General features: G+C 42.9%; 25 protein-coding genes and 2 pseudogenes. 25 read left to right on the forward strand and 2 right to left on the reverse strand.

The genetic code is table 11. The features are described from left to right. Nucleotides 1-51 precede the first annotated feature (51 nt). The 16 genes and pseudogenes from sodA to MST20_RS14885 form a co-directional block, all read left to right on the forward strand. Nucleotides 52-660, forward strand: coding sequence for a superoxide dismutase SodA (gene sodA, locus MST20_RS14810; RefSeq protein ID WP_065644171.1), 609 nt, complete (start codon nt 52-54; stop codon nt 658-660). Nucleotides 661-843: 183 nt separating this feature from the next. Beyond that, entirely contained in the window at nt 844-2130 is a 1287-nt protein-coding gene (locus MST20_RS14815; RefSeq protein WP_020452208.1) for an MFS transporter, read from the forward strand. A 101-nt stretch (nt 2131-2231) separates the two neighbouring features. Further along, nucleotides 2232-4355: a peptidoglycan D,D-transpeptidase FtsI family protein gene (locus MST20_RS14820; RefSeq protein ID WP_243943112.1), complete on the forward strand. Its 2124-nt coding sequence runs from the start codon at nt 2232-2234 to the stop codon at nt 4353-4355. 396 nt (nt 4356-4751) lie between these two features. After that, nucleotides 4752-5669 carry a phosphate ABC transporter substrate-binding protein gene (locus MST20_RS14825; protein ID WP_347880870.1) on the forward strand — a complete coding sequence of 306 codons (918 nt, stop codon included), beginning with the start codon at nt 4752-4754 and terminating at the stop codon, nt 5667-5669. A gap of 74 nt (nt 5670-5743) precedes the next feature. After that, nucleotides 5744-6673 carry a phosphate ABC transporter permease subunit PstC gene (pstC, locus tag MST20_RS14830; protein ID WP_243943113.1) on the forward strand — a complete coding sequence of 310 codons (930 nt, stop codon included), beginning with the start codon at nt 5744-5746 and terminating at the stop codon, nt 6671-6673. Continuing rightward, nucleotides 6673-7560 (forward strand): phosphate ABC transporter permease PstA, encoded by an 888-nt coding sequence (pstA, locus tag MST20_RS14835; protein WP_152846954.1) that lies wholly within the window; start codon nt 6673-6675, stop codon nt 7558-7560. The genes pstC and pstA overlap by 1 nt, the downstream gene beginning before the upstream one ends. 34 nt (nt 7561-7594) lie before the next feature. Beyond that, nucleotides 7595-8407 carry a phosphate ABC transporter ATP-binding protein PstB gene (pstB, locus tag MST20_RS14840; protein ID WP_243943432.1) on the forward strand — a complete coding sequence of 271 codons (813 nt, stop codon included), beginning with the start codon at nt 7595-7597 and terminating at the stop codon, nt 8405-8407. 12 nt (nt 8408-8419) lie between these two features. Further along, nucleotides 8420-9199 carry a phosphate ABC transporter ATP-binding protein PstB gene (gene pstB, locus MST20_RS14845; RefSeq protein WP_243943114.1) on the forward strand — a complete coding sequence of 260 codons (780 nt, stop codon included), beginning with the start codon at nt 8420-8422 and terminating at the stop codon, nt 9197-9199. Between the two features lie 140 nt (nt 9200-9339). After that, nucleotides 9340-9616 (forward strand): annotated as a pseudogene (locus MST20_RS14850) (hypothetical protein); the annotation flags it as partial. 192 nt (nt 9617-9808) lie between these two features. Further along, nucleotides 9809-10462, forward strand: coding sequence for a YIP1 family protein (locus MST20_RS14855; RefSeq protein ID WP_243943115.1), 654 nt, complete (start codon nt 9809-9811; stop codon nt 10460-10462). 24 nt (nt 10463-10486) lie between these two features. Further along, nucleotides 10487-10831, forward strand: coding sequence for a circular bacteriocin, circularin A/uberolysin family (locus tag MST20_RS14860; protein ID WP_020452200.1), 345 nt, complete (start codon nt 10487-10489; stop codon nt 10829-10831). Between the two features lie 72 nt (nt 10832-10903). Then, nucleotides 10904-12598: a hypothetical protein gene (locus tag MST20_RS14865; protein WP_243943116.1), complete on the forward strand. Its 1695-nt coding sequence runs from the start codon at nt 10904-10906 to the stop codon at nt 12596-12598. Beyond that, nucleotides 12595-13302, forward strand: coding sequence for an ABC transporter ATP-binding protein (locus tag MST20_RS14870; protein ID WP_243943117.1), 708 nt, complete (start codon nt 12595-12597; stop codon nt 13300-13302). Before MST20_RS14865 ends, MST20_RS14870 begins: the two co-directional genes overlap by 4 nt. After that, entirely contained in the window at nt 13299-13853 is a 555-nt protein-coding gene (locus tag MST20_RS14875) for a stage II sporulation protein M (protein ID WP_243943118.1), read from the forward strand. The genes MST20_RS14870 and MST20_RS14875 overlap by 4 nt, the downstream gene beginning before the upstream one ends. After that, nucleotides 13843-14139 (forward strand): methyltransferase, encoded by a 297-nt coding sequence (locus MST20_RS14880; RefSeq protein WP_243943119.1) that lies wholly within the window; start codon nt 13843-13845, stop codon nt 14137-14139. The genes MST20_RS14875 and MST20_RS14880 overlap by 11 nt, the downstream gene beginning before the upstream one ends. 518 nt (nt 14140-14657) lie before the next feature. Beyond that, nucleotides 14658-14885, forward strand: a pseudogene (locus tag MST20_RS14885) (IS3 family transposase); the annotation flags it as partial. A 50-nt stretch (nt 14886-14935) separates the two neighbouring features. Here the strand turns inward: MST20_RS14885 and MST20_RS14890 are convergent. Both MST20_RS14890 and MST20_RS14895 read right to left on the reverse strand, forming a co-directional pair. After that, nucleotides 14936-15415 (reverse strand): endolytic transglycosylase MltG, encoded by a 480-nt coding sequence (locus tag MST20_RS14890; protein WP_023855204.1) that lies wholly within the window; start codon nt 15413-15415, stop codon nt 14936-14938. After that, a complete protein-coding gene (locus MST20_RS14895; protein WP_011198121.1) occupies nt 15412-15762 on the reverse strand; it encodes a hypothetical protein in 351 nt (116 codons plus the stop codon). The genes MST20_RS14890 and MST20_RS14895 overlap by 4 nt, the downstream gene beginning before the upstream one ends. A gap of 175 nt (nt 15763-15937) precedes the next feature. Here MST20_RS14895 and MST20_RS14900 point away from each other — a divergent pair, with 175 nt between their 5' ends. The 9 genes from MST20_RS14900 (at nt 15938) to MST20_RS14940 (ending at nt 23097) form a co-directional block, all read left to right on the forward strand. Further along, nucleotides 15938-16435, forward strand: a complete 498-nt coding sequence (locus MST20_RS14900) for a hypothetical protein (RefSeq protein WP_243943121.1) — start codon at nt 15938-15940, stop codon at nt 16433-16435. After that, nucleotides 16432-17544 (forward strand): glycosyltransferase family 4 protein, encoded by a 1113-nt coding sequence (locus MST20_RS14905; RefSeq protein WP_243943124.1) that lies wholly within the window; start codon nt 16432-16434, stop codon nt 17542-17544. The genes MST20_RS14900 and MST20_RS14905 overlap by 4 nt, the downstream gene beginning before the upstream one ends. 102 nt (nt 17545-17646) lie before the next feature. Further along, nucleotides 17647-17796: a 50S ribosomal protein L33 gene (rpmG, locus tag MST20_RS14910; protein ID WP_003183500.1), complete on the forward strand. Its 150-nt coding sequence runs from the start codon at nt 17647-17649 to the stop codon at nt 17794-17796. A 49-nt stretch (nt 17797-17845) separates the two neighbouring features. Then, a complete protein-coding gene (locus MST20_RS14915; protein WP_243943126.1) occupies nt 17846-18418 on the forward strand; it encodes a 5-formyltetrahydrofolate cyclo-ligase in 573 nt (190 codons plus the stop codon). A 42-nt stretch (nt 18419-18460) separates the two neighbouring features. Further along, nucleotides 18461-18634, forward strand: coding sequence for a hypothetical protein (locus tag MST20_RS14920; RefSeq protein WP_020452191.1), 174 nt, complete (start codon nt 18461-18463; stop codon nt 18632-18634). A gap of 97 nt (nt 18635-18731) precedes the next feature. Continuing rightward, on the forward strand, nt 18732-20270 hold the full coding sequence (locus MST20_RS14925; RefSeq protein ID WP_243943128.1) for a rhomboid family protein: 1539 nt from the start codon (nt 18732-18734) through the stop codon (nt 20268-20270). A gap of 76 nt (nt 20271-20346) precedes the next feature. Then, nucleotides 20347-21801, forward strand: a complete 1455-nt coding sequence (locus MST20_RS14930; RefSeq protein WP_243943130.1) for a spore germination protein — start codon at nt 20347-20349, stop codon at nt 21799-21801. Nucleotides 21802-21900: 99 nt separating this feature from the next. Next, nucleotides 21901-22098 carry a YqgQ family protein gene (locus MST20_RS14935; protein WP_020452188.1) on the forward strand — a complete coding sequence of 66 codons (198 nt, stop codon included), beginning with the start codon at nt 21901-21903 and terminating at the stop codon, nt 22096-22098. A gap of 24 nt (nt 22099-22122) precedes the next feature. Next, nucleotides 22123-23097, forward strand: coding sequence for an ROK family glucokinase (locus MST20_RS14940; protein ID WP_243943131.1), 975 nt, complete (start codon nt 22123-22125; stop codon nt 23095-23097). Nucleotides 23098-23166 lie beyond the last annotated feature (69 nt).

Raw genomic sequence — 23166 nt, forward strand, 5'->3', positions numbered from 1 at the left:
GCTTGCTAAAGGCGGCATTTCAATACATACAATATTAAGGAGGAATTGATGATGGCTTACAAACTTCCAGAATTACCTTATGCTTACGATGCGTTAGAACCACACATCGACAAAGAGACGATGAATATTCACCATACGAAGCACCATAACACATATGTTACAAAATTGAACGAAGCGGTGGCAGGCAAACAGGATCTTGAAAGCAAATCTGTTGAAGAGCTTGTTGCAAACCTTGATGCTGTACCGGAAAACATCCGCACAGCTGTCCGCAACAATGGCGGTGGACATGCCAACCACTCATTGTTCTGGAAACTTCTTTCTCCAAACGGAGGAGGCGCTCCGACTGGTGAATTGGCAGAAGCGATCAACGGCAAATTTGGCAGCTTCGATCAATTCAAAGAAGACTTTGCCGCTGCAGCAGCTGGCCGTTTCGGCTCCGGCTGGGCATGGCTTGTTGTCAATAACGGAGAGCTTGAAATCACAAGCACGCCAAACCAAGATTCTCCTCTTTCAGAAGGCAAGACTCCTATTTTAGGTCTTGACGTATGGGAGCACGCATACTACCTGAATTACCAAAACCGTCGTCCAGATTACATTAAAGGGTTCTGGAACGTCGTTAACTGGGATGAAGTTGCACGCCTTTACAGCGAAGCAAAATAATCCAGCTTGAGAAAAGAGGCCCGCTTAATAGCGGGCCTTTTTATGTGTTGTTCGCGAAGCAAAGCGTCTGCTGAAGGATCGGCAAAAAAGCAGGTTTGGTTGTTTTTCGTTTCTTTTGTTCTGAAGTACATAACTGACTTTTGATGAGACAGACTAATGGTGATTAGTAAAGGGGAGTCAGTTATGAGCAGAATCAAAAACATAATAGGCGATGTTGAAGTAAACAGGGACCTCCTGCTGCTGCTTGCAGTCGGCGGCCTTTATTCTCTTAGCATTGCCCTTTCCAATACGTTTGTGAATGTATATCTGTGGAAGCAGTCCGGACAGTTCGTCGATTTGGCCATTTACAATTTGTCGATCGTCGTGATGCAGCCGATCATCTTTATGTTTGCCGGCCGCCTTGCCAAAAAAATCGACAGGGTGTTTATCCTCAGGTTTGGCGTTTCGTTTTTAGCTGTATTTTATTTAACCGTGCTGTTGGCGGGGGAGAATGCGGGATCACGGCTTGTGCTGCTCGGCAGTGTGCTCGGAATTGGCTATGGATTTTATTGGCTTGCGTTTAATGTCCTGACATTTGAAATCACTGAGCCGGACACGAGAGATTTTTTTAACGGATTTCTCGGCATTTTAAATTCCGGCGCGGGAATGATCGGTCCGATTGTTGCCGGCTATGTCATTTCAAGGCTTGCTGACAACACGGGGTACACGGTGATTTTCAGCCTGTCCTTGGCTTTATTTTCAGTGGCCGTCATCACGAGCTTTTTTTTAAAGAGGCGTGAATCGCGCGGCCGCTACATTTTGAAAAAAATCTGGACGGAACGAAATTCAGACCCGAATTGGCGCAGCATTACAAATGCTCATTTTTTTCAGGGGCTGAGAGAAGGGATTTTCGTTTTTTTAATCAATGTCTTTGTCTTTATCACGACAAAAAGCGAGTTGGCATTGGGGAAGTTCGGCTTGATTAATTCAGCTGTTTCTTTTTTTGCATACTATTTCGCAACGCGGCTTATTAAAAAGGGAGCGCGCAAAAAGGCGATTTTAATGGGCGGTCTCGTCCTGTTCGGCGCTCTCTTTCTGATTTTGTTTCATATGACGTATGTGACGCTGCTGCTGTATGCTGTTGCGATTGCGATCGGCTATCCGATATTGCTCGTACCGTATTCATCGCTCACATATGATGTGATCGGGAAAGCAAGGTATGCCAGGAAAGCGCGGATCGAATACATTGTCGTCAGAGAAGTTTTTTTAAACATCGGACGGATTGTCTCGATCTTGGTTTTTTTGCTGCTCGTGTCGCTCCTGAAGGAAGACTTGGGCATTCCGGTTTCCCTCGTTTTACTGGGGGCAGGCCACACGCTGATCTACTATTTCGTCAAAGATATCCGTCTGACAGAGCCCGCCCGCGAAACGGTCGGAAAAGATGCGCATAAACAAACAGCTGAACCGAATTATTTAGAAGGAAAAAGGTAAGCCCCAAGGGAAAATAGTAGAAAAATGCCGAAAAAAACTTTACAATAGATTTGGCACCTTTTCATAAGGTGTCTTTTCTTTATTTCAAAAAGGTGATGCTAATGATGAACAAAAAAATGAAAACCGAAAAACGCAAATCGCTCCCCATCAGATTGAACATATTGTTCCTGCTCGCTTTTATTATTTTCACAATCGTCGTCGTGCGCCTCGGCATGGTGCAGATCGTCTTTGGCGAAGACTATACGAACGAAGTGCAGAAGCAGGAAGAAGTCGATGTCTCGACAAGCGTTCCGCGGGGGAAAATATATGATCGGAACTTGAACACGATCGTGAAAAATAAACCGATGAATGCCATTACATACACAAGGACATCATCGACCTCTCAGGAAGACAGGCTCAAAATAGCAAAAAAACTTGCAGAAATGATCGAAATCGATACAGATAAAATAACGGAGCGCGATAAAAAGGACTACTGGATTTTAACGCGGCCGAAAAAAGCCGAGAAGCTCATCACCGATCAGGACCGGAAAAAAGTTAAGGACGGCAAGCTGAAAGAAGACGATTTATACCAGCTGCAGCTTGACAGGATCACGGAAGATAAACTGAATGAACTGACAGATCAAGATTTGAAAGTCTTGGCAATCAAGCGCCAGATGGATTCAGGGTACGCGCTGACTCCGCAGTATATTAAAAACAAAGACGTATCGGCAAAAGAAATGGCGGTTGTCAGCGAACACCTGGACGAGCTGCCTGGAGTCGACGTGACGTCAGATTGGAAGCGGGATTATCCTTATAACGGTTTGCTCAGAACGATGATCGGCAGCATATCCGATTCAAATGAAGGGCTTCCGAAAAGTCTGCTCGATCATTATTTGTCGCTCGGCTACAACCGGAATGACCGGGTCGGAAAAAGCTACCTAGAAGCCGAATATGAAAATGTGCTTCAGGGACAGAAAGAGAAAGTAAAAAATATTACCAACAAATCAGGGGATATCGTCGATAAGGAAGTCATTTCCGAGGGGAAAAGCGGAAAAGATTTAGTCTTGACGATTGATGTTGATATGCAAAAAGCGATTGAAAAAATTATCGAGGATGAACTGAAATCTGCCAAAGCCCAGCATAGCGCTCCGCTTCTCGACCGCGCATTCGTCGTCATGATGGATCCGCGAAACGGGGAAGTGTTGTCGATTGCCGGCAAGCAGCTTAAAAACGAAAGCGGCAAATTAAAGGTTGACGACTATGCGCTCGGCACGATGACGTCTTCTTACGCGATGGGCTCGGCTGTCAAAGGGGCCACTGTTTTAACAGGTCTGCAGACAGGAGCCATTAATTTAAATACGACTTTTCTTGATGAACCGCTTTGGATCGGTGACTCGCCGAATGCGAAAAAGTCATGGAGAGTAGGCTTGGGAACACTGGGTATCCAGGGAGCGCTTGAACAATCTTCAAACGTGTTCATGTTTAAAACGGCGATCGCCCTTGGTAAAGGCCATTATAAGGCGCATCAGCCTCTCAACCTTCAAACAAAAGCATTTGACACATTCAGGTATTATTTCAGCCAGTTCGGCCTCGGCGTCAAAACCGGAATCGATCTGCCAAATGAAGCTTCAGGCTACAAAGGATCTCAAAGACTGCCTGGTTTCTTGCTTGACTATTCCATCGGACAGTATGACACATACACACCGCTGCAGCTGGCACAGTACGTGTCAACGATTGCCAATGGCGGGTACCGCATGAAGCCGCAGCTCGTGAAAGAGATCAGAGAGCCTGATTCGAAAAAAGGAATCGGGGCCGTTACACAGTCCGTGCAGCCTGAAGTATTGAACAAATTAGACATGAGCGATCAATATATTAAAGAAGTCCAAAACGGATTCAGGCGTGTCATGACAAAAGGTACGGCAGCGGGACAGTTTGCTTCTGCTTCATATAAACCAGCCGGAAAAACAGGAACGGCCCAGTCTTTCTATGACGGACCGGACAAATCGAAAACGGGAACACCGACATACAATACAACGCTTGTCGCCTACGCTCCTTACGATAATCCGGAAGTCGCAATTTCCGTCGTCGTTCCTTGGGTTTATAACGACTATGGTCAAAGATATTCAATTACAAACGAAATCGGCCGAAAAGTGCTTGATAAGTATTTTGAACTGAAATCAAAACAATCAAAAGAAAATACCGCCGAAAAAAATAAAGACAAAATCGAAAAAGAAGCTACAGAATAGGACTTTTTCATTAAAACACCTGCATTGAACCATGCAGGTGTTAGATTGTTGACAAAATCCCAAAACGACTTTTTGTTTTGGGATTTTGTCATCCCTTTCAGCGTGATTGAAAACCCTTGCAGTCTAGGAAGGCCGAGCATCGGAGAGGAGCGAATGTTGGAATTCGTGAGCACCGACGCGCAGGCCTGACAACGAATGCGAGGGTTTGTCGACACGCTGGCACCTGCATTGAACCATGCAGGTGTTTTTTTGTGCGCCCGTTCCTTTCGTGTGCATTCTATACAAAGTTCAAGCTTATTTTACAAAACCTTAATAATTCATTTAAACAAGATTAATACTGAAAAGTTACGCTATACCCGTAGGACAAATTACACATTTACGCGGGAGGATTAAGAAGTGAAACCATTTAAAAAAATCACACTGATGTTCATCATGTCCGTTTTAGTTGTCTTCGCAGCAGCTTGCGGAAGCAGCAGTACAAACAACAATGCAGACGAAGGCAAACAAAGCGATAAAACAGAGAATAAGGCTTCAGGATCTTTAACGATTTCGGGTTCTTCGGCGATGCAGCCCCTTGTCTTAGCAGCGGCTGAAAAATTCATGGATGAAAATCCTGATGCCGATATTCAAGTTCAGGCTGGAGGTTCTGGCACAGGCCTTTCGCAAGTGTCTGAAGGCACAGTCCAAATCGGAAACTCCGATGTCTTTGCCGAAGAAAAAGAAGGCATTCCTGCCAAAGAGCTTACCGATCATCAAGTTGCGGTTGTCGGAATGGCAGCTGCCATCAACCCTGAAGTAGGCATCGATGACATTTCGTTAGAGGATCTCAAAAAGGTATTCACAGGTAAAATCAAAAACTGGAAGGAACTAGGCGGGAAAGATCAAAAGATCACGCTTGTCAACCGTCCTGATTCTTCAGGAACCCGCGCGACTTTTGTCAAATATGCACTTGACGGAGAAACTCCGGCTGAAGGAATCACTGAAGATTCTTCAAACACAGTGAAAAAGTTAATCGCTGAAACGCCTGGAGCAATCGGATATCTTGCGTTTTCTTATATCAAGGATGACACAGTCACTCCGCTTTCAATCGACGGCGTTAAGCCGACAGCCGAAAATGTACAAAAAGGCAAATTCCCGATCTGGGCATACCAGCATTCTTATACGAAAGGCGAGCCTGAAGGCTTGGCAAAAGAATTCCTCGACTATTTGATGAAAGATGACATTCAAAAATCCATCGTGACGGAGCAGGGCTACATTCCAGTAACAGACATGGAAGTAAAGCGCGATGCGAATGGGAAGCAAACTGATAAATAATTGACAATAGAAGGCGGGAAAGTGTGCTCCTGACACTTTCCCTCTTATGACTTGTTCTTATAGGAGTGTAAAAAATGGTTCAAAAAATAGAGAAACTGTCCGCGAAAGAGCGGCTGATCAGCTCCAAGCATAATCGCAAAATGGATGAAATTCGCGGGAGGATTTTGGTTACGTCGTGCGCGTTTATCATGATGACGGCGGCGATTTCGATCACAATTTTTCTCGGAAATAAGGGGTTGCAATCTTTTCTGGCCAATGGTGTAAGTCCAATTGAGTTCTTAACCAGTCTAGATTGGAATCCAACGAACGAAAACCCTGAATACGGAGCCCTTCCGTTTATACTCGGATCTTTTGCAGTGACCCTTCTTGCATCTTTGATTGCTGCACCGCTTGGAATAGGAGGTGCGATTTTTATGACGGAAATCGCGCCATCATGGGGCAGAAAAGTACTGCAGCCGGTTGTCGAATTGCTTGTTGGTATTCCTTCCGTCGTTTATGGATTCATAGGCCTTACAGTGTTAGTGCCGTTCATTTCACAGTTTAAGTCAAGCGGGTCGGGCCACAGCCTTCTGGCGGGAACGATCGTCCTGGCTGTCATGATTTTGCCGACGGTCACTTCTATTTCAACGGATGCGCTCATGTCGCTGCCGAAAAATCTGCGCGAAGGATCATACGCATTAGGCGCAACCCGTTGGCAGACGATCCGCAAAGTGCTGATACCGGCAGCGCTGCCTTCGCTTCTGACAGCCGTCGTCTTAGGAATGGCGAGGGCGTTCGGCGAAGCACTGGCCGTGCAGATGGTCATCGGAAATTCCCGAAACCTGTTTGAGAGCCTTTTAGACCCTGCGGGGACATTAACAACGATCATAACGTTGAATATGGGCCATACAACATACGGGAGCGTGGAAAACAATACGCTCTGGTCAATGGGGCTTGTCCTTCTGATCATGTCGTTCTTGTTCATCCTGCTCATCCGTTATCTGTCATCCAGGAGGAAACTGTAATGAACAGCAAAGTAACAGATCGTTTAGCAACCGGTGTTTTTGGATTGATTGCTGCGGTAATCGCCGCCATTCTTGTCGGTTTGTTCGCTTATATCATCATCAATGGTGTTTCACATATCAGCCTCAGCTTTTTAACTTCGCGTTCCAGTGCGCTTTCAAGCGGCGGCGGAATCCGCGATCAGCTGTTCAACTCGTTTTATATTCTCGCGCTGACGATGCTGATCACGGTTCCCCTTGGAGTCGGCGGAGGAATTTATATGGCGGAATATGCGCCCGCCAACAAATTGACCGATTTTATCCGTGTCTGTATTGAAGTTTTGTCATCCCTTCCTTCGATCGTTATGGGGATGTTCGGCATGCTGATGTTTGTTAATCTGACCGGATGGGGGTACAGCATTATCGGCGGAGCGCTTGCTTTGACGATTTTCAACCTTCCCGTCATGGTCAGGGTGACAGAGGATGCGATCCGCTCTGTACCTAAGGAACAAAAAGAAGCTTCCCTTGCTTTAGGTGTGTCCAAATGGCATACGATTAAAACGGTATTGATCCCTGGTGCGGTGCCGTCCATCATCACAGGCGCGATTCTTGCGTCGGGGCGCGTATTTGGCGAAGCTGCCGCTTTGCTGTTTACAGCCGGACTAACCACGCCGAGACTGAATTTCGCCGATTGGAATCCGTTTTCTGAGACATCGCCGCTCAATATTTTCAGACCGGCTGAAACGCTGGCCGTTCATATTTGGAATGTAAACACGCAGGGGATCATCCCTGATGCTGAAGCGATCGCAAACGGTGCATCCGCTGTTCTCGTACTGTCCGTCTTGATCTTTAATTTGGCGGCCCGATGGCTCGGCTCTTTTATTCATAAAAAGTTAACGGCAAACAAATAAGAAGGAAGGATGAAATCATATGGCTCAGGTCCAAATGCCGGTTTTGGAAACCGTGCGCGACACTATCGGAATCGCTCCGTTTCCTGAAACGAAAGAACATATTTTAGAAGTGAAAAATTTAAATATTTACTATGGAGAAAAGCGGGCCGTCAACGACATTTCCATGCATGTTGACAAACATGCCGTTACCGCTTTGATCGGTCCGTCAGGCTGCGGAAAATCGACTTTTTTAAGAAGTATCAACCGGATGAACGATCTGATTCCATCAGCCAGAACATCCGGAGAAATACGATATGAAGGGCTTAACATCCTTGATTCCAATATCAATGTCGTCAATCTGAGAAGGGAAATCGGAATGGTATTTCAGAAGCCGAACCCCTTTCCAAAATCAATTTACAGCAACATTACCCACGCTTTAAAGTATGCGGGCGAACGGCGTAAATCCGTGCTTGATGAGATCGTGGAAGAAAGCTTGAGGAAAGCCGCACTGTGGGATGAAGTGAAAGACAGGCTGCATGAGTCGGCTTTTTCGCTGTCAGGCGGGCAGCAGCAGCGCCTCTGCATCGCCCGGACGCTCGCGATGAAGCCTGAAGTCCTGCTCTTGGATGAGCCCGCTTCAGCGCTCGATCCGATTTCAAACGCGAAAATAGAGGAATTAATCGTCGGTTTAAAAGAGGAATACTCGATCATCATTGTCACCCATAACATGCAGCAAGCTTCAAGAATTTCCGATCAAACGGCATTTTTCCTTAACGGAGATTTGATCGAATACGATCGTACGGAAAAGATTTTTATGAATCCTTCAGAAAAAAAGACAGAGGATTACATCAACGGCAGGTTTGGATAAGGAGGGGCCGGTATGAGCGCTGTAACAGCTGTAAAGTCAAAAGATGTGTACCAGATCAACGATTTGAATTTATGGTACGGCGAACATCACGCATTAAAGAACATTAACTTGACAATACCCGAGTACGAAATTACCGCCATCATCGGTCCGTCGGGCTGCGGAAAGTCGACCTTCATTAAAACGCTGAATCTCATGATCAATATGGTTCCGAATGTCAAAATGACCGGAGAGATCAGCTACAACGGAACGAACGTACTCAACAGCAAAGTCGACCTTGTTGAGCTGCGGAAGAAAGTTGGTATGGTGTTTCAAAAAGGAAATCCGTTTCCCCAGTCGATTTTTGATAATGTCGCATACGGACCAAGGATCCATGGACTGAAAAACAAAAAAGAATTGAATGAAAGGGTGGAAAAAGCGCTTATAGATGTGGCGCTGTGGGATGAAGTGAAAGACCGCCTTCATTCCCAGGCGCTCGGACTTTCCGGGGGGCAGCAGCAGCGCCTCTGCATCGCAAGGGCGCTGGCCACCAATCCGGACGTTCTCTTGATGGATGAACCGACATCCGCGCTTGATCCCGTTTCGACTTTGAAAATCGAAGAACTGATGCTCAAGCTGAAAGAGAAATATACGATTGCAATCGTCACGCACAATATGCAGCAGGCTTCGAGAATTTCCGATCAAACGGCATTTTTCCTCATGGGCGAGCTGATTGAGTGCAACGATACGGTCAAAATGTTTTCAAGTCCTGACGATTATCGGACAAAAGATTATATTACAGGCCGGTTCGGATGAGAAAGAGGCTGCCGTTTTAAAGCGGCAGTCTTTTTTGCACCGGCGGCGGAGGCAATAAAAAAGCAGGCTGGAACGAAGAGGACTGATCCCATAAGATGGGACAAATAAAAAACACCTTCAAGTTTGAACGGATAGCTGTTATCCGAAATAAGACATGGAGGTGTTTTTTCTATGGGACAAGAGTGAGTTCCGGTTGAAGTCAAACGGAAGGCTGTAGAAATGAGATTGATAGGCGTACCTATGAAAATGATCGTGCACAAATCGAATATCAAGAATAAGGCGCGGGTTCAGACATGGTTCAGGTGGTATAAGGCTGCGGATAAACACCGATTCGAACAGCCTGTTGGAAAACAATATACTGATGGAAAGGATGCCGAGTATTCTTCTGAATTAGAGAGACTGCAGGCAGAAAGTCGTTAGCTGAAACAACAAAATGAAGTTTTAAAAAAAGGGGGTAGTCCCAGAGGCATTCTTTTCGATTTTTACGAAACAATTCAACCTTAAATCTACCTTAATAAATAAAATTCCATATTGACCAAACATTGTAAAAGGTGATACATTATTTAATAGAATTAACAAAAAATACTTTTGTTTATATAAGGAGCATTTATGGATAACAAACAAAACTTTATTACTCTCATCCATCATTTCATATTTTCTCCAAAGGACTTTCTTTCTATTAAGTATTCTAGCGATAAGAATTATCGTCATTCTTGGTTTGTCTTCCTAGCTGTATTGTTTCTGTTCTTAGGCTTTTATTTAGCTATCTTCCCAACGCTCTCTACCTTGATTAATAATTCATTTCAAGACAATGGAATTGATTATACAACTGATATGAATACACTCATTATGATTATTACATTAGTATTAGGTATTATTCAATTTACCTCGATGGTTCTTGTAAGCTTTTTTATTATACATATTATTGGGATATTAATTGGCGGGACCGCTACAGCCAAAGAATTTTTCCCTAGTTTTATTTATTCAATCATACCCATAGGCATCAAATTTACAATACTCATTATTTTTTCTTTCTTTTTAGGTAGTGATTTCGCCTTTTCAGTTATTTACCCAAATTCTCAACAGCCGCTAGATATTATCTTGAATATTATTATCGACCCTTTCTTTTGGTGGTCTACCATTCTAGGGTGTATTGCCTTAAAAGCAATACATCAAATTTCTTATAAAAAAACAATCATAATCATTAGCATTACAATGTCTTTAGGTATTATTTCTCTTTTTTCAACCAGTTTATTTTTATAAACTGAAAGGAGGTGAAATTTCAAGATGAAAAACAGCAATCTTTTTAAAATTGCAAGTATTACAGGTGTAGTTTCTCTCTTTGCCATTGCTACTTTCCTTATGGGCTCTTCAGAAGGTATTGCAGGTTTAGCTTCTATTGACTTTAGTTCAGGTCATCAGTTCGCTTTAGACCTTGCAACAAACCTAGGAATTAGTAAAAAAACAGCCTATGTAGCAATCGGTGTTATAATGACAACAGGCGATGTATTGACAATTCTCAGCCTATTGGCTGTTGTTTTGGGAGGAACGGGTCTAATTACAGCTGCAATGGTTGCTACAGCGAAAAAGCTGGCTAAAAAATACGGCAAGAAATATGCTGCTGAATGGTAAAATGACCAAAAGGAAGAGATTGAGGAGTATAATTATACTCCTCCTTATTTTCGTTCTAGGAGGAATATACACATGCTCAACAAAAGGGTTCTCATTGCAAACTTTAAACTAACCTATAGACGAACTTTAAATCGCTTGATTTATTTTTTTCCATCAAGCGAAAATTTACTTAAATCAAATAAAATTCTATTTGTCTTTGCGCCCTTTTTCTTAGTGTATCTATTTATTCTATATAAAGCCTCACAGACTCTTTTAACTGGAGTTCCAGAGCATATTCTAACTCTAGGTACTAACTTTATCATTCTCTTTTTTGTTTTGAATATATTAAAATCATCGACTGATATCATACATCGATATGTATATCCTGAAGATTTTCTTCTTCTCCATACTTTAAAAACGGATCCAAAAAAAATTTTATTATCAAGGTTCTTTACAACAATTTTTCTAAACATCCTGTTTAAATTAACAGTAGTGTTATTCCCTATACTCTTTTTTATAAATTTTTCTACACATGACCGTATATATCTTTTGTTATCATTTCCATCACTGCTAATATTTATTGTTGGACTGACAAGTCTTTATTCTTCGCTTACATACATCGTTTATTCTAAATTTCTACATAACATTTTAAATTCACGATTAAAAAGCTTGTTATCCCTTATAGGAATTGCCTGTATATCTGCCATTTCAACTACTTTTCTTGGCTGGATTGGACTTAATTATTTTTATCAAAATGATCTCCTTGAAGCTATTGGAAATTTCATATATCTATTCAAATTAGATACGATATTAACCACCAATTGGCTACCTACAAATTGGTTTTTGCTTTCAACAAGTGATATACATTTATTTTTTATATATTCTATAGGTTATATTGCTTTAGGTTGTCTTTGCGTCTTTATTACCTTTCATTTAATTTTGAAAGTATTGATTATAAAAGAAGCAGTACCTAATAATCTTTTGCCAAAATTAAAACCGATTAAGTTGCCTTTTTTAAGTTTCTTACAAAAGGCCTTACCACGGCAAAATATTGCTATTCTAAAGAAAGACCTTACTGCATTATTAAGAGCTAATTTTACAATAAAAAAACGACTGGTACTTTCCATTAATATGATTGCAATAGAACTAGGTGTATTGATAGGTCTTAGTTTAAATCAAATGTGGTTTGATTTCTCAGATATCTTTGTTATCTACCCAATTTTATTTGCTGTGACTTATAATACATCTTTATTAGGAGAGGGATTACTTGGCGTAACTTCAGCAGATGCAGAGCGTGAGAACCTTTATGTTTATAAGAGTTCGGGTGCTTCTATTTTTAAATTGATCGCAGGAAAATCTTTATTGCACTTATCTGTGATTCTTATTTTAATGAATACGTTATTTCTATTTATCTTATTGTTATTCAACTTGGATATTATGACGCAATTTATATTGTTCATCATGATTAACTCCATCAGTCTTATCATAGGTTCTGGACAAATTATTGGAACATTTCTCTATCCTCGTTTAGATTGGGAGAATTTCGAAGATATTGGTTCATCTGTTAAAGCATCATTTTTTGAACATACTATTCTTGGAGTGTTACTGGCATTTTATCTTCAGTTGTATGGTATCACAGGCGTTCTCGTTACATTTGATATTATTAATAGGGGAATATTCTTTTTAATCATTGTGACAGGCACCATTTTATTTGTTATAGGTATTGGATTCTTTTATTATTTTTGGATTAAAAGAATAGGAACGAAAAATTGGGAGATGAAAACATGAACATTGAAAATGTGTCTTTCAAATATAAAGATAAACTGATCCTTAAATCTATTAATTTAAAGATAGAGAAAGGCAAAGTGTACGGCTTGCTTGGACCAAATGGAGCTGGTAAATCAACTCTTTTAAAATGTATCCTTGGTATAGTGAAACCTTACGAAGGTAAAATCACTGTCAAAGGAGAAACCTTGGAATCTGAAAGATCCTCTTACCTTAAATATATAGGATACGTTCCAGACGCGCCTTTTATCTATCATTATTTAACACCTAGAGAGTACCTTGAGTTTGTTGCTGATTTACAAGATGTCCCTTATGAGATTAAAAATGATAGAATAGATCTTTTGTTAAGTCAATTTAACTTGAAAGATAATGAAAATGACATGATATCTACATTTTCTTTTGGTATGAAACATAAGTTATCTGTTGCAGGAGCCATACTTCATGAACCAGAAATATTAATATTAGATGAACCATTAGGTGCATTTGATCCTCCAACTACAAAGATGATGAAAAGTTTTCTCAAACGTTATGCTGAACAGGGAAACACTGTCATCATGTCTACACACCTTGTAAACATAGCACAACAACTATGTGATAAGGTTGGAATACTGATTAATGGTACTTTAGTTAAAGAATATAATCACCTTACAGACATAAAGGATTTTGAAGATTTGATTATAAGGGATATGGATACGATACTAAAATGAAGGAATTATTAAAAAGAAATAAGCGTATACTCTATATAGCAAGCTCCTTTTACATAGTGGGTTTAGTTCTTGGTGGGATTTTTAACAATATTCTACCTAGTCTTAGTCAAGATAATGTTCAACATATCACAGTATTGGGTTATTTTACACATAATTTTGCAGCAAATTTATTTCTCATTTTTTCAATGTTTACATTTGGAATTTTGACATCTATCTTATTAATATTGAATGGCTTCTTAGTCGGTCTATCTTCTTTACATAGTATCACCGACCATGGCAATGATGTCTTATTTATATTAACTGCTTTGGTTCCTCACGGTATTTTTGAGATTCCCGCAATGATTTTATCGGGAGCACTTGGTTTCAAATTGTTAGATTACGTATATATGAAGATAAGGGGCATTAATTTTCCAAAAAAACAGTTTTTCCTAGATTTTTTGTACTTTGTTATTATACTATTTTTATTGACATTACTTGCTGCTGTTACAGAAGCATTAATAACGCCTTATTTACTTAACAAATTAACATTAGGAGGCTCTTATGTTCTTTAATAAAAAGCAGATAGATAAATTACTGGATGATCATACAGAAGAAGAACAAAAAGAAACGAAAAGTAAAGTTAATACTTCATTTATAATAGTATTTTATTTTTCAATACTGCTAGCAATCTGTACTTTCTTTTTTGATTACAGGTACTTTTTGATTGCTTTGTTTGGCCCGACCATTTTAGTAACTTTTATATCCCCACCTTTCCAAACCAAAAAAGGTATTTATAGAATTTTTTCGGCCATATATTTAATACTTTTAATTACAGTTACTTTCTTTTGGTTAAATTAAGTGCTTAATTCTCAATCAAAAAACATCCTTAATGAATGGATGTTTTTTGATATCGTTTAAATTAACTTTTCGACAAGTTCCACCTCGTACTACGAATGGGTTCTCCATCTTTTTTTATTGTATAGGTATGTAAACGGTTTATTGTAGGGGGGAGGGCTTATGTTAACGTTTGCTGATTTTGGGAAAGCAAGTCCGACCATGGTGCCTCTGATAGGGGTGCTTTTTGCTGGATTTGGCATCAATGATATTTAAACCTTCTTTGAAGAAGGGCGACCATGTTTATCTTCGCCACTTTATTTTTTGCATTTTACATGACACAGGATTCTTTGAACCAATCAAAGCATTAAACAGCTGACAAAGGGGAATGTTGTCACTGTTTCCATGGGGAAAGCTGCAATTGGGATGATCTCACACTTAGAAGGTGCAGGATCCACAACCTTTTTATTAAACTGTACCCGCACTGCTTCCGCTTGTAAAAATTACATATAAGTCCTTGCTTACTGTACGACCAAGGTTAAGTGTATACATCTTACGAGTATCAGAAAGCTATTAATATAATGCCTCCATCGGATCGTTTCATTCCTCACTAAAGTCTGAAACGTTCTATCTTAACAGCATTGATCGAACTACGACTGCCATCGTAGAACGCACTGTTAAAGAATACATTCAATATTTTAACAATATTCATATTCAAACAAAACCTAAACAACCAATCACCGGTTAACTATCGGGAATTGGTTGTTTAAAGGTGTTTTTGAATCCTGTCTCAAAACGGGGGTCGTTCCAGCCTGCTTTTTTATTTGGACAGCGTTTTGACGATGTTTTTCAAGCTGTCACCGCGCTTCAGTTCGTATTTACCTGCGCGGATTTTAGATTCGTTTCCGGTCTTTTTCACATAATCTTTGAAGTCATCAGCAGATGAAATCACTTTTCCTTTTGCAAGGAGGTCTGCTATCTCAGCCGTGCTCATGCCGCTTTTGATTTCAAGCTTATACTTGGAATCTTTTTTTTCTGCTTCTTTCTCTTTTTTGTTTTGAGACGAAGCATCCTGCTTCAGAGCGGTCTCTTTATAATGGAGCAGCTGCTGGTATTCTTCGCGTTTCAGCGAAACCTGCTGATTGTCCTTTAAATAGGTTTTGACATCGGTTTCGCTGATGTTTTGAGCGTCTTTAGAAGCTTCAGCTTTTCCGTTATCCGTCAAATAAAATGCGCCTGCAAGAACGGCGGTAGCCAAAATCATTCCTCCGGCAAATGCTTGTACACTTTGTCTGGTCATACAAGCACCCTCTCATTGTCTTTAATGATCGCTTTGACATCTTCGACAGATACGTGCTCAGCTTTTGCGATGGCGTCTACAGACATGCCGTTTTGGTATTTTGAAAGAATCTGCTTCGCAATATGCTGGCTGATTCCGGCATTTGGTCTGCGGACGACCACATTTGAATCGAGGAGCTCTTCCTCAAGCACGGTCATCTTCTTTTTCAATTTATAGATTTCCTGCATGGCGGACAGCTGAAGGGTTTCCAACTCCTGTTCAACTTCCTTGATCGGTTCTCTTTGAAAATATGAGAATGCAATCAGCGCAATACTGACAACGAGCAGCGCAATGATAGCAATTTCCACGTTCATCACCTTCAATTCTAATTTTCTCCTTCTTTTTTATACCATAAAAACGCTTGCTTCAAAAGGAGTTAATGCAAAAAATAAAAATTTTGTCGAAGAATTTTATTTTCGTTGCGCCTGCGGGGCCATTTCCAATAGGATAGATACATAACAGGACTTAACGGGAGGGCGCAAGGTGAAAAGGATAATCATCTCGAAAAAACCTTTTCAACATAGTATTCGAAGCGAATCTTCGTTTTGTAACGATATTTTAAAAATATCTTCGCCGGATCATGAAACCGTTCGGCTGAGCTGGGAGATCTCAGATGCGGCGCTTTCTGCGGCTGAAGCGGTTCTGTTTGAAAGGATAAGAGACGTCGAAAAGCAAATTCTTCTCTTTTCCGTAAAAAACGGAGAGCGCAGCGTACGGACGATCCATACCGATGCATTTAAAGGGGAAGCCTCGGTTTTTCCCGCTGCAGGCAATGCGTTCTATAAAGCGGAATACCGGATATACAATTCGCTCAACATGTCGCTGGCTGTTCTCACCTCCGGCTGCTTCTACCTTGGGGAAAACGGAATTCATTCAAACAGCAGCTGTTTTCTGTATCACGACAATCAGCAGGATTGGACGACTCAATTTTCCGCGTATACGAGTTATTCTTTAATAGAAGGAAAGGAGCGTTTCCGTTGATCAACGTATTGCTGCTGTCGCTGGAAAATCCCCTTTTATTGAAAAGCGGAGCGGGGCGCTATGTGAAAAGTCACCTTGAACTATTGCGGAACGAAGTCAGCTTTACCGTCTGCACGACGGCTGCCGGGCAAAACAGCCATTTATGGGAAACGCTTGAGATTCCGCTTGATTTAAAAGCGTTCGCTTCTTTTGAAGAGGCGGTGGCCGCCATGAATTTTCAGATGATCAAAACCGTGCTGGCGTATAAAGGACAATTTCATTTCATCCATGCAAATGATGATATTACCGCGCCTGCCGCCGTTTATCTCAGCGAGGTGCTGGCTGTGCCGCTGATTTCCACGGTACACGGCCTTGAAAGCGGCCGGAAAACGGCAGCAGGCGAAAATGTCCACCCATACAGAGCAAGCCTCGAGCGGCTTCTGTCTGAAAAAAGCGATCAAATCCTCGTGCTGAGCAGCATGATGAAGTCAGACATACAAAAGGCGTTTTCACTTCCTTTCGAGCAAGTCCGCGTCATTCCCCATCCGTGCATAAAAAGCCGCACAGTGAAAAAACGAATGAAAAGCGCGCCATACTTTTTTTCCTGCGGAAGGTTTGTTCCGGAAAAAGGGTTTATCGCATTGCTGCACGCCTTTCAGCAGCTTCGCAAACGGCGGCCTGATCTTGAACTTGTCATTGCCGGGGAGGGACCGCTTCAAAGCGGGATTGAGGCAAAGGCAAGAGAATTGGGTATTAAGGAAAGTGTGACAATTCTTCCTTTCCTTTGTGAAGAGGAAAGAGAGAGCTGGCTGGCATTTTGTGAAATGGCTGTTTTCCCAAGTTATTATGAACCGTTCGGCATCGCTGCTCAAGAAAGCATGGCCGCAGGCGCTGCCGTCGCCGTCGGAATCAACGGGGGATGGAACGATTTCGTTATCGATCGTGTGACAGGCTTTCATGTTGATTTTAATGATCCGGATAAGGCTGCATATGCGCTCGCAGAAATTGTCGGCGCTAAGGAGCAGCTGCTCAAGGTCGGGCAAACGGCAGAGGCTTATATATTGGATTTGCATGATCCTGGATATTTCAAAAATATGTTTTTGCAACATGTGTATCACACGTCTTTATAAAAACCGTGACAAACTAAAAAAAACGCCTGGCATTCCGGCATCATAAGTGGTATTATAGATAAGTCTGAACAGAAATGATATATAGTTTGGAGGGAAAAATAAATGCGCGTTAATATTACTTTAGCTTGCACTGAATGCGGCGAGCGTAACTATATTTCTACAAAGAACAAGCGTAACAATCCAGATCGCGTTGAATTCAAAAAGTATTGCCCACGTGACAAAAAATCAACATTACACCGCGAAACAAAGTAAGCAGCAGGGATTTTCCTGCTGTTTTTCTGTTGTTAAGGGGGAAAGAGATGTGAAGCGTTCTTTACGTAATGAGGTCAGAAAGAGGCTTGCAAACATGCCGGAACAGGAGTTTCTTCTAAAGGCGGGAGCGATTCACCGGAAGCTTTTTCAATCAAAACAGTGGAAAAAAGCGTCTGTCATTGCCCTCACGATATCCAGAAATCGCGAAGTTCCGACAAAACCGATTATTGAACAGGCACGGCTTGAAGGAAAAACGGTGTGCATTCCGAAATGTATGCCTGATACAAAAGAGATGCATTTTCGCAGCTATCAGGATGAAAGCGATCTTGAAGTTGTGTATTTTGGGCTGCAGGAACCGATCGTGCACAAAACCGGGCGGATGGAGCCTGAAGACATCGATTTCATCCTTGTGCCGGGAATTTGCTATGACCGGACAGGATACAGAATCGGCTATGGAGGCGGCTATTATGACAGATACCTGGCCGGTTTCACAAAAGATACCGCATCGCTGGCTTTCGAGTGCCAAGTGATCGATCATGTCCCAAAAGAACCGCACGACATTCCGGTTGAGCAAATTTTTACTGAAGACGCCGTTTACACCTGCAGCGGGTCTGCTGAATAATTATTAAAAAATGAGACACGATACGGTTATAGGAGGGATCATATGAGAAAAGTTACATTCATTGCAGTAGGCGTCATTGCCGCTCTTGTGTTTTTTCAAAACCGTTATCGTGTCATCAATTTCATTCTTGGTCAAAACCAGATCCGCCACTATTTTATCCATTTGATGATGAGAATTCCGTTTTTTCGCAATAAGTTTATACAGCAGGCTTTCTGAATCCCGTTTAAAAACGGGATTTTTTTAAAAGCGCTTAAAAGGCGCAGAATGACGCGTTTCCTGTTATAATGGACAAAAACAATTGTGGAGCGTCGGTATGTATTCAATCGATTATTTGTATTGGAATTTCATCGGGAACCTCTTAGACAGGGATTTTGAGCTTGTGCAGGCACCCGCTTCATTCGGAGAAGCCTGGCTTGAAGCAAGGGGGAGCGCGCCGTATGATTTGGTTCGCGTTTTTCGGAAGGATATCGATTTCAGACAGGATCTCGTTGGTGACTTGGAATCTCTTTATGAAAGAGCGGAGCGCCTGAGAGCAGCATCAAGGCAGCGAAAGCTCTCAATATTGAACGTCTATTTGTCACAGGAAGCCCCTGTAGATGAGTGGGAAGATGTTGTCAGTCATCCGGTCGCAGATAAACGGATCAGCATCGTTCCGGTTTTTATTGAGCACGCTTCGGCTGAAGAAGGCTTCCGTAAACTCGCCGTTGCATTAAACATGGGGCCGGATGAGCTGACAGGCAACATGCACGATGCCGGATACGAGAATGTGGAAGAGAAGAGAGCCGAAGTATTAGCAGCGGCTAAAGCAAGAGAAGAAGAAAGGCGGCGGGAAGCAGCTGTATTTGAGAAAGGCAAACCGATGTTTACCTGGATTTTTGCAGTGCTTCAAGTCTTTATGTTTTTGCTTCTGGAAATGTCAGGCGGCAGTCAGAATACCGACACGCTCATCCGGTTCGGTGCGAAGGAAAACAGCCTCCTGTTAGCCGGGGAATGGTGGCGGCTTGTCACGCCGATCGTTCTTCATATCGGATTGGTCCACCTCATGTTCAATACATTTGCATTGCTGTCTGTCGGAGCCGCGGCAGAAAGGGTGTTTGGATCATTCCGCTTTCTTGTTATATACATATCAGCCGGAATTTTTGGATCGATCGGCAGCTTTCTGTTCAGCCCGTATCCGTCCGCAGGGGCTTCGGGAGCGATCTTCGGTTGTTTGGGAGCACTTTTGTATCTGGCTTTTTCAAACCGGAAAGCTTTCTTAAAAACGATCGGAACAAATATCATTGTGATTATCATTCTGAACCTCGGCCTCGGTTTCACCATTTCAAATGTTGACAATGCCGGCCATATCGGCGGATTGATCGGCGGACTCCTGACAGCCTTGGCGGTTGGAATCCCCGGAAAAAAAAGACCGCTCCAGCGGCTGGCAGGCTGGGTTCTCATCTTTGTCATCGGAGGAGGAGCCCTGTACTTTGGGACACATTCAGTTTCGATGCAGGAAAATGCCATGCTGCATCAGGCGGCGAAATGGTTTGAAGAGGGAGACTATGAAAAGGTAAAAGATGCTTTGCAGGAAGCCGGCTCAAAGCAGGATGCTTCCAGCGACACTTTAAGACTGCTCGCTTATTCCGAATATCAGCTCGGCGAGTATGAAAACGCCGGGAAAAGGTTCGAGGCCGTCGTTGAAAAAGATCCATCAGACCACGCCTCACTCTATATTCTTGCCAGGCTCTATGCTAAAAAAGGCGAGTTCGCCAAAGCCGAACAGTCTGTTGAAAGAGCGTTGGCGGAAAAGCCTGATGAAGAGATGTATAAAGCGTTTCGGGACGAACTTAAGAAAGAAACCGCCCGGTAACCAAGTATGAAAAGCTTCCGTTATGTTAAAAATGGTCTTTAGTATAGACTCATTTGACGGGAGCTTTTAATATACAATGGAAAAAAAGCATGCGGTCCAAAAAAATTTAGCAAAAAATGTTGAATATTTAAATGAAAAGCTGGGGGTCGACAAAAGCTTCGACATGATCCGGCTTGATGTTGTTTATGCTGATAGAGACATGTCGCTTTATCTTGTCGACGGCTTTGTAAAAGATGATATTATGCACTACTTGCTTAAGAATCTCTCAAGGCTCACCCCTGAAAGTCTGGAAGACGATCCGCTTGAGAAGCTGATCAAAACGTACATCCCATACATCGAAATTGATACGGAAGACGACCTCGACAAAGCAGCCGCCCAGGTGCTGTCCGGGCCGGCCGTTCTCCTTGTCGACGGGGTGGACCATGCCATTATTATCGATGCGCGGACATATCCGGCAAGAAACCCGGAGGAACCCGACAATGAACGTGTCGTCAGGGGTTCAAGAGACGGCTTCGTCGAAACGATCGTGTTCAACACGGCACTGACGAGAAGGAGAATCCGCGACCGTTCCCTCAGAATGGAGTTCCTTCAGATCGGCAGAAGAAGCAAAACGGATGTCGTCATCTGCTATTTGGAAGATATCGCTGATTTGGAAAGTGTAAAAAAGCTGAAACAATCGCTTGAAGCGATCGATACGGACGCTTTGACAATGGCGGAAAAGACACTGGAAGAATATATCGGCGGCCGTCATTGGAACCCTTATCCGACGGTCCGTTATACAGAAAGGCCTGATACTGCGGCCGTTCATTTGTACGAAGGCCACATTCTCGTCTTTGTAGACGGTTCGCCAAGCGCGCTGATTACCCCTGTTACTTTTTGGCACCATCTGCAGCATGCCGAAGAGTACAGAAACAAACCTCTTGCAGGCGCCTATTTGCGAATGGTCCGTTTTATATCTGTGTTGGCATCGATCTTTTTGCTGCCGCTGTGGTTTTTGCTTTCCGTCCATCCCGATCTTTTGCCGGACGCCCTTGAATATATAGGGCCTGACAAAAAAGGGGCTCTTCCGCTGCTTGCGCAATTCATCATAATTGAAATAGGCGTCGACATGATGCGGATGGCTGCAATCCACACCCCGTCGTCTCTGGCTACGGCTCTCGGACTTGTAGCTGCTTTAATGATCGGGGAAGTGGCGGTGCAGGTCGGACTTTTCTCGCATGAAGTCGTCTTGTATCTCGCTGTTGCGGCTATCGGCACGTTTGCTACGCCGAGCTATGAGCTAAGCATAGCGAACAGGCTTGCACGAATCGTTCTCCTGATCGCGGCCGGTGCATTTGGACCGATCGGCTTTGTCATCGCGATATTCTGCTGGGTGATTTATCTGGTCAGAATGAAGTCGTTTCATGTGCCGTATTTATGGCCGTTTATCCCCTTTGACTACAGAGCCTTTCGAGATATCGCGATTCGAACGCCAATGCCGCTGAAAAATAGAAGACCCGTATTTTTGGATCCCCAGGATCCCGACCGCTGAATGTCTGTTTTCCTTCAAGAAAACAGGCTTTTTTTTGCTTGACGGCGGACAGCTTTATGAATACTCTAATGTTAGACCTTTAAAGAATGGTGAAATAAAATGAAAACAGCCTATGATGTACAGCTGTTGCTGAAACAGTTTGGATGTTATGTTTATTTTGGAGACCGCGAACTTGAACTTGAATATATGATGGACGAACTGAAAGAAATGTTTCTTTCGAATCTGATAGAAAAAGAACAATGGCTTAAAGGCGTATCAATTTTGCAGAATGAACTCACAAAAGTAAAGAGAAAATAAAACAGGGATTAGAGGGGGAGCAGAATGAATGACAGCTGGCTGGTCGGAGTCGACCTTGGAGGAACAACGGTAAAGCTCGCTTTTGTAAGCGCTTATGGTGAAATCCTGCACAAGTGGGAAATTCCGACCGATAAATCGGGGGAAACGGTTACGGTAAGCATCGCAAAAGCCATCGACGGCAAATTGAAAGAGCTCGGCAAACCGAAGCGCATCTTAAAATGGATCGGCATGGGCGCTCCGGGTCCCGTCAATACGGAGACCGGCATCGTTTATAAAACGACGAACATGGGCTGGGAAAACTATCCGTTAAAAGACCATCTTGAAGCAGAGACAGGAATAGCGGCGGTCATTGAAAATGACGCGAACATCGCGGCTCTCGGCGAAATGTGGAAAGGAGCGGGAGACGGCGCAAAGGATTTGATTCTTGTCACATTGGGAACGGGTGTCGGAGGCGGCATTATTGTAAACGGAGAAATCGTCCGCGGGCAAAACGGAGCAGGCGGTGAAATCGGCCACATCTGTTCAGTTCCTGAAGGAGGAGCGCCGTGCAACTGCGGAAAAAGCGGCTGTATCGAAACGATCGCTTCGGCTACGGGGATCGTCAGGATTGCCAAAGAAAAAATAGAAACCGGCCATCGAGATACTAGCTTGCGTGCATGTCCGGAGATCACGGCGCGCGATATTTTTGAAGCGGCCCGGGAAAATGATCCTGTTGCTTGCGAAGTCGTCGATTATGTGGCGGGTCATTTAGGAATGGTCCTCGGCAACTTGGCGAGCTCGCTCAATCCTTCGAAAATCGTAATTGGCGGAGGCGTGTCAAAAGCAGGAGAAATCCTGCGCTCAAAAGTTGAACAATCTTTCAACCGCTTCGTATTTCCGCGGGCCGGCGAGGCGGCTGAGATCGTAATCGCTTCACTTGGAAACGACGCAGGCGTGATCGGCGGCGCATGGATCGCAAAAAACCAATGGCTGAAAAGCCAGGTGGAGCCTGTTTTATAAGCATTTACGGACCGCTTTGCAGCATTGTTAACACTTTTAAGCCAATGTGAAAAATGATTGATTTTTTTG

Source organism: Bacillus sp. B19-2 (assembly GCF_022832475.1).
GTDB lineage: Bacteria > Bacillota > Bacilli > Bacillales > Bacillaceae > Bacillus > Bacillus paralicheniformis.